The following is a 7,083-nucleotide window of genomic DNA, read 5'->3' as shown; positions in this document are numbered from 1 at the left end:
GACCGATACTCGTGACGGTCGCAACGTTCCCATTGAGCAAGCTATTCACGCAGGCAATTACTGCATTTTGACGTGTTTTATGCATTTTATAGCTGACAAGCGATATGACTTTGTTCACAATAGAAAGAGCATTCATGGCGTTTAACCTTCATTTGTTTTTGGCAAAAGATTTGATCACCAAACGTCATGAATGTTCCCTTATTTTTTATCTTACTGATTCCGCTATATTATTTGTGGGGATACCTCAGGTTCAGAGTCTAATTTATTTAATATAGTGTTGTTACGGTCAGTCTCCTTTAATCCACCTATCCCCCCCCACTTTTGAATAATCCAGTATCTATTTTCAATAGGGCTTTCTTTTGATAGAACTGTATGAAAATTTTTCTTCATATAAATGTTTTTTGCAAAGTTATCAGTAATATCATCTGGAATGTGTAGGGGACAATTATCTGGTACTTCCAAATCAAAATTGCTTTCAAGTGGAAAGTCTTTGGCATACTTGTTAAGCGACTCTATAAGAAGCTTCAAGAGATTACGTTCCTTAATGAATGATGCATAACAGCTTATTGAAGGCCTATCACAGTAAAGTAAGCCCCTCAACTTATTGATTAAGAACATCCTATATTTGCTATAACATTGAAGTAAAGTAACTAATTGTATCTAGTAGACAAAAACAAACTGAGCTTGCACGTACTGCAAGATATGTAATGACGGAAATGAAATCATAAGACGGTAATTCAGAGCAGACTATATAAGAGTAATCTTACTGCTTTTGTCTTTAACGCTTTTGATTTTTCACATGCAAAGCATGTGGCTTTTGGGTTCAAAGGGGTACTCCCCTTGCCCGTAGCTAATATCCGACCTTTTTGGAACAAAAAGTGGGATACTAGCGTACCGGGTTACTATGTTGTCCCACTTTCAAGTGGGCTATTCTTTTTCGCAGTCTAGACTGCGGTGACAAGCCTTTTTTCGCACTCGCTGAGTGCGGTTTTACTGGCAATTGAGCCATGCCTCTAGCGCCTTCAATCACAAATTCTGCACTATGGGGTTGAAATCATCATAAATACAGCACTACAAGCACGTTATAGCGACCAAATACCGCTCTTGAGCTTATCTCGTTGCCAATAAATTAAAAAATATTGCTATCACTGAGAGCGAATGCAAACGAGTTTAAAAACGGACCGCTCTCTGCTGTAGCGAAATGTTGACAGTTGTTCGAACCTCACTCGTTGTATTTACCGCTTTTTGTTGAAATGACATGCTGAAATAGGTTTTTTAATCAAATTCAACCTTACAGGTGAAATACATTAAGAAATCGCTCTTTCTGATTGCGATTTTTTTGTATTTTTTGACTCATAAGGTTCGATAAAAGGCTTGTGAGAAAGTCGAAATTTCACTTCACAGCGTCATCTCTCAGAGCGTTTTATAGGAGCTATATCGCGTTAATACGTCAGGAAATGCGCTCAAAATTCAGCGATATTTCTTCAGAACCTCATTGTCTGATATTAATTGCCGATGTTTTGCGACCATTGCAGTGAAATGTAGCATCCGTACTGCCATATTTGACATTATTACTGCCCGTTGTGGCAGTAGCATTGCCATCAGTGGCAGTACCCTCCCTCACCTAACTATGGTGACACCATATAATTCGAGAATCGATGACTACTGATAGTGTCGGCTTAAGTAAGGGTTATGCACGGTTTCTATTCGAAAGTGCTTACACACCTTATAAAGCCGCTATATCGCTAAGAGGGTAAATATTGACTCTTGAACACCAAGTAAACTATCAACGAGTTTTAAGGTGTGACCATGACACTGGGGCTTAATGTCGAATTAAAATGCTATACCGAGTTTAGGGAAATAACGAGGGTGGTATGTACGCAAAAGGGCTTATTGGCACAGATGTGCGCAATAAGCCTTTTTGACAAGCTTTTGAGAAGGTAACATCTACCCTGTTTGTTTTATTTATAAGTGTAATCCAGGCTGTTTTTCATTAGCTTTTTATTTTTCTTGATTAATGCCGACTCCAGTTTGTCGTCATTGAGCGCTTTGGTTATACCAATAGAAATATCCCGATATTCTGGTGATAAGCTGTCATCGAATACATCTATAACACGATTAAAATAGAAATTTTCTGCGCTGCTACCTTTACTGCCAAAACGCATCATGAATTTTTTTATCATACACTGTATCGGCAGTATTGCCTGATTGGTAAGCTCTTTTAGACGCGCTAATACTGCCTCTCTTTTGCCGATTTCCTCACCGAGTTTAATGACTTCCTTCTGTTTAACCTTGGCCGCTTGAGTTAGCTTATTAACTTCAACATCTAATTGGTCTCTCACTGAGGCCTGCTCGCGAATAAACACCTGCCCTTGCTCCATAACATTACGGATATTGTCGTGCTTAACGCGCAATTGCTTGTACTCACTTTGTAATTCAACTATTTTTTGTTGCCAATCAATATTTTGCTTGTGTATTTTACGGTTTTCAATCTTCAACCTTGCGAGGGTTTGCTCACTATCTGAGAGGGTATGAGTAATCGACTGATGCTCCTTCTTCAAATCAATAACTTGTTGTTGTAAATATTCGACTTTGCGGGTGTGAAAATTAAATGGACGCTGATGCTTTGGCTGTCTAGCCTCTGCCTTCATTTTTTTGCGTAACGCTGAGTGACGCTCTGAGGCGGGAGAGAATTCTGCATTAAGGCCTTTGGAGTTAAATAGGTTTGCATTGATAAATACATAGAACATCTGTTGCATATAACGATAAACCTCACTGGTTTGAATATACTTCAACTGCCCTGACACTGGTAAGCAATCATCAACATCACCCCGCTTCGCTAAAAACGCATTCACACATTGGATTTGAGACCGGCGTAAATCATACTCACCTGTTTCGCTGTTTTGACCAGAAATAAATACGTGAACATGCCCCTAGTGTTTTCTTCAGGTAACCGTTCACCATGGTGTAAAACCATTAATTTAATTGGATATTGGAGGTAAAAGGTTTTTAAATACAACTTCATTGCATTCATCATTTCGACATGGCTCATCTCATCCGAATTAACGCCATGTTTGACAGGAATTTTAAAAAGTAACTCCTGAAAGTTTGTCGAGTTGAGGGTTTTCGGTTTTTCAATTAACGCATTATGTAAATTGATATAGTTGATAAGTTGTTTGTGTTTTTGGTTTTTTCTGTCCAGTTCAAACTGATTATATTCAGCGCTCACCTCATTAGCATCGATAAAGGCAGAGGATGTTATGCACCTTGTGAATAAGTCAGCCACTTGTCTTGGTGTTTTAACATCTGAAGCCCACTTATTGAGCTTGGCTTTTGATTTCGATTTAGCTTTACTTGTTTGCTCATAATTTCCCGCATGTTGAGTGGTTTTTCCCATAACATCGAGCAATATTGCTTCGCGCTGCGCTTGCGATACCGTGCTAAGTGGGACAATACCCTCTGGCGTATCTATCAGATTACTATCTGATAATGATGTATCCCATTCAGCATGCAATTCATCTTTGGTTCGAAAGTATTTTTGCAAATTACCAAGATAGGGTATGCCGTTACCGCTAGGGTTGTTAAGGCGCAATGAATGCATCAGTGATGCCTTAGCAGTCTTGCGACCTTTTTTATTAAAGGAAAAATTTAAACATGAGAAAAAAACTCTAATATCCTTCATTTTGCCCCCTCCCCGTCAGACCGTCCAACCACTTGGTCTATACACCTTTCCAGCAATGCCTGATATTCCCGATGCTGGCGTACAAAGAGGCTTAACTGCTCAGACGTTAATGCAATGTCCTCATGGGATGTAACAGGCCTCGTTATGGAGTTTGGCGTCGCAGACTGTGTATTTTGTTCAGCTAAGTCGGTCTTTGTAGAAGGTGGCTGTACAGCTTGGTTTGTGGCGTCACCACTGCCAAATACTGTGGCAAATTGTGTCGATATTTTTTCGGCATGATTAGGTGCATCTTGCGCCATCCAACGACCGTAATGAATATCTATCATGGCGGCGGAGGTATGCCCCATTTGCTTCGCTATCCACTCTTTAGATATGCCCGTGGTTAATGCCTGGCTTGCAAAGGTGTGCCTTAACTGCCCCACCCCACGATGACTCACTCCTGCGGATTTTAGTAATGGAGCAAAAAAGCTTTTATTGAATTGCTTTGCATTCAAAAACGGTTTGTTCGTTTTGCTATTGTAAAAGACTGAGCGCAATAGCGTTATGCGCTTGTTTTTATTATCGGCCTGCAATACACAGACTTTGCGCGGCTTTAAATGCACCGTGATGCGATATTGCTGCTGTAATATCGATACCGCTAAGTCACATAACTCAACAACTCTTGTCGAGCCTGCCGTTTTTGGGGTTTTATAACATTTATCCACTAGTGCAATACTGATATACAGGACTGATTTATTAAAATCGACTGCATCCCAGCCTAATGCCTGCAACTCACTAATACGAAGACCTGTTAAGACCCCAATTGAATAAGGTGCTTTTCACCCTCAAGCGCAACGGTGTTTAACTGTTTTAATTCTTCTAGGGAAAAGGCTGCGGCTCTTTATGCGACACCTTACGGTTTTGTATGCCTTCCATCGGGTTTTGATGAATCAAGCCATCTCTGAGTGCGTAAGTAAAAACAGCCCGTAAGATGATAAAGAATTCATTGATGGTTTTGTTGGAATACGTTTTATCTAGTTTTTCAATCAACTTTAAAATGTCAGAGTGCCTAATGGAATCAATGGCCTGACGCCCTATTAACGCTGACAGTTTTGCTGCTTTACTTCGCTCAGAATTAAACGTGGAAGGCGCTGAATTAATGCGCCTGAAAGAAAGGTATATTTTGAGATAATCTTTTATTACATAACTCATACGACATATCCGGTATTCTTACGGATAATATACGCCCCTAAAAAGAATTGCGCAAGCTATTGATTATAAATACTAAAAGTTATTACTGAATTTTAAAAATGTCAAATTTTTGAAGTGTGATTCATGTAGTTTCTTCCCTTAAATCATCTTCAATATGTTTGATATAAATGCGAAAAAAACACGGGCTAATCTCATTCATCAGGGATTAAATCATATACCGAACACTCAAGCACACTCGCAATTACATACACTTTCTCTAAGGTTATGCTTTTTTCTCCTCGTTCTAAAATACCAATATAGTTAAGACTAAAACCACATTGCTGTGACAAGTCTTTTTGAAGCAACCCTTTATCTTTTCTTATTTCAGCAAGCTTTTTGCCAAACTCAATCGCAATCTTTTTTTTCATTCTTATCTTGTAGATTAAAACAAAGCACACTATAGTGTGCTTCGCGATGATGAATCACTTAGCTAATATCAGTTTGCCGCTGCCTTATTAGCTAAACGCCGACCCACTGATGCATGCGTCAGTGGGTTTATTTACTCACAACTCGAATCTATCAAAGATGAAACAAGTTGAATTTATAAATATCATTAATACACATTGCTCCGTTTTCTTTCATACTGAGTTCTTATTACAGGCATTAATTGCATTCACTAACAAGAATGAAGATATCGCTATTCTTCGAAAGTGTATGTATAACCATTTATAGCGCCTAGAAAAGCAACATTTAGTGAAACGTCATTCACCTAAAAGAGCTCGTAATGCACTTTACGAAAGCCAGTTGAAATCACAGCACATATCACCAATGCTTCATAGACAAACCAAACCCGCATTAAATGAGCATATTAATAACCAACAATTATTAAACAGCCACTATAATGCACTTCAGCAACATATCAAGCTGTTAACACATGAAATCACGGCCTCTAAGTCACTTAGCATTAAATTTTCATTCTATAGCCCTATCATTAATCGTAAAATGAAAACTTTAGACAGCAAGCTATATACAACACTCGCTGAATTCAAGGTTGTCACCGACTTAATAGATGAAATCAGGAAAGAGAGTCAATCGCCCACAGCTAATGTCTAGTAAATATTACTAAAGTATTAATTTTAAATGAAAATATCGTAATCCATAGAGCCTAGTATTGAAATGAAAATCCCAAGCCACCAAAGCTAGATAAAACAAAGCCCTACTCTTTAGAGGACGGGGCTTTGGATTCAAAAGTCAGGTAAGTCTATTCCAACCTACCTTTGTCTATAGCATTCTTCAACATTAAAAATGTGAGAGGTTTAAAGTCCGTTTTATCTTCTTTAGATACTCTTAAAAAAGGAATAAGGCTAAACAACACTCTTTGAAACTGACTTTTACCTGAAAATTCTTCAGGAAAATAATTGTCAAATTTAAAGCATGAAACATCAACACCGCATTTATCATTAAGTGTTTCAATACAACTTTCTGCGATGTCACCATAGATACCTAAATCATGATACAACCTCAACTCCAAGTCAGAGCTTGATTTGTAATAATCTGACAACCCAGAATCTTTGATAAAACTGTTAAAATTATCGTTTGTTGCCATTATTGCTTTTCCAACTCTTTGTTTTCTACTTTTTCAGTAGGTTCAGAAGCAGTTTCTTTTTCAACTCGAACCACAACTGCATCAACGAGTTGACCAGCAGCTATAGCAGTGCCTCCATATGGAACTTTCCTCAGAACTTTAGTAACTGCAGACTAGTTTTCTTACTAATCTTACCATCTTGTGCAGCCTTATGGTTGGCTTTACTAGCTACTGAAGTTTTAGTGCCAGCCTTACCTCCACCTGCAATCCCACCTATTGGCTTATCAGCAAACGGGCCTGTTGCTGCAACAGCTCCACCAGTTGCTACATTACCAGCGGTATTTCCAGTTGAGTTTTCTTCACCTCTTATAGCCTCAACAGCTAAATCAAATGCATATCCTACTGCTAAACTAACACCTATTACACAAAGCCCACCACAAATAGCTTTCCCATCTGGATCTGTATATTTGTACGGGTTATTGATTGCATATGAATATCTATTGAACCCTCTAACCCCTTCTTCATTACTGAGATGTGAGACAGCATCAATGGGATCATTCGAGTAAAAACGACCTATGACTGGATCATAGTATCGTGCCTGCATATAAATTTTTACCAAACTCTTCCGCTAACTCAGAATACAGCA

The 7,083-nt window shown here is 38.6% G+C and carries 9 protein-coding genes; 1 reads left to right on the top strand and 8 read right to left on the bottom strand.

Annotated elements, in window-relative coordinates:
* Positions 1-222: 222 nt before the first annotated feature.
* The 6 genes from A9267_RS11425 to A9267_RS11400 all read right to left on the bottom strand — a co-directional run bounded on the left by A9267_RS11425 (position 223) and on the right by A9267_RS11400 (position 5,280).
* Positions 223-528 carry a hypothetical protein gene (locus A9267_RS11425; protein ID WP_065109222.1) on the bottom strand — a complete coding sequence of 102 codons (306 nt, stop codon included), beginning with the start codon at positions 526-528 and terminating at the stop codon, positions 223-225.
* Between the two features lie 1,433 nt (positions 529-1,961).
* Positions 1,962-2,759, bottom strand: coding sequence for a hypothetical protein (locus A9267_RS11420; protein WP_156669146.1), 798 nt, complete (start codon positions 2,757-2,759; stop codon positions 1,962-1,964).
* 92 nt (positions 2,760-2,851) lie between these two features.
* Positions 2,852-3,682, bottom strand: a complete 831-nt coding sequence (locus tag A9267_RS11415) for a hypothetical protein (protein WP_065109220.1) — start codon at positions 3,680-3,682, stop codon at positions 2,852-2,854.
* Positions 3,679-4,485, bottom strand: coding sequence for a site-specific integrase (locus A9267_RS11410; RefSeq protein WP_082972341.1), 807 nt, complete (start codon positions 4,483-4,485; stop codon positions 3,679-3,681). The genes A9267_RS11415 and A9267_RS11410 overlap by 4 nt, the downstream gene beginning before the upstream one ends.
* Before the next feature lie 55 nt (positions 4,486-4,540).
* The gene (locus A9267_RS11405; RefSeq protein ID WP_065109218.1) at positions 4,541-4,873 is read right to left on the bottom strand and encodes a phage integrase central domain-containing protein; all 333 of its coding nucleotides are present in this window, start codon (positions 4,871-4,873) and stop codon (positions 4,541-4,543) included.
* A gap of 191 nt (positions 4,874-5,064) precedes the next feature.
* Positions 5,065-5,280, bottom strand: coding sequence for a helix-turn-helix domain-containing protein (locus tag A9267_RS11400; protein WP_065109217.1), 216 nt, complete (start codon positions 5,278-5,280; stop codon positions 5,065-5,067).
* A 325-nt stretch (positions 5,281-5,605) separates the two neighbouring features.
* Here A9267_RS11400 and A9267_RS11395 point away from each other — a divergent pair, with 325 nt between their 5' ends.
* Positions 5,606-5,965, top strand: coding sequence for a hypothetical protein (locus A9267_RS11395; protein WP_065109216.1), 360 nt, complete (start codon positions 5,606-5,608; stop codon positions 5,963-5,965).
* Between the two features lie 148 nt (positions 5,966-6,113).
* Here the strand turns inward: A9267_RS11395 and A9267_RS11390 are convergent, their stop codons facing one another.
* Positions 6,114-6,458, bottom strand: coding sequence for a DUF1493 family protein (locus A9267_RS11390; protein WP_065109215.1), 345 nt, complete (start codon positions 6,456-6,458; stop codon positions 6,114-6,116).
* A 130-nt stretch (positions 6,459-6,588) separates the two neighbouring features.
* Entirely contained in the window at positions 6,589-7,041 is a 453-nt protein-coding gene (locus tag A9267_RS11385; protein WP_065109214.1) for an RHS repeat-associated core domain-containing protein, read from the bottom strand.
* Positions 7,042-7,083 lie beyond the last annotated feature (42 nt).

The organism is Shewanella sp. UCD-FRSSP16_17 (assembly GCF_001675935.1).
In the GTDB taxonomy this organism is placed as follows: Bacteria; Pseudomonadota; Gammaproteobacteria; order Enterobacterales; family Shewanellaceae; genus Shewanella; species Shewanella japonica.
Note: the sequence above shows the minus strand (reverse complement) of the source record. Positions and strands in the feature narration are given on the sequence as shown.

Coding starts and splice junctions, on each gene's coding strand:
- A9267_RS11420 (WP_156669146.1), bottom strand. CDS start 2,759: ATGCAACAGATGTTCTATGTATTTATCAATGCAAACCTATTTAACTCC.
- A9267_RS11415 (WP_065109220.1), bottom strand. CDS start 3,682: ATGAAGGATATTAGAGTTTTTTTCTCATGTTTAAATTTTTCCTTTAAT.
- A9267_RS11405 (WP_065109218.1), bottom strand. CDS start 4,873: ATGAGTTATGTAATAAAAGATTATCTCAAAATATACCTTTCTTTCAGG.
- A9267_RS11400 (WP_065109217.1), bottom strand. CDS start 5,280: ATGAAAAAAAAGATTGCGATTGAGTTTGGCAAAAAGCTTGCTGAAATA.
- A9267_RS11390 (WP_065109215.1), bottom strand. CDS start 6,458: ATGGCAACAAACGATAATTTTAACAGTTTTATCAAAGATTCTGGGTTG.
- A9267_RS11385 (WP_065109214.1), bottom strand. CDS start 7,041: ATGCAGGCACGATACTATGATCCAGTCATAGGTCGTTTTTACTCGAAT.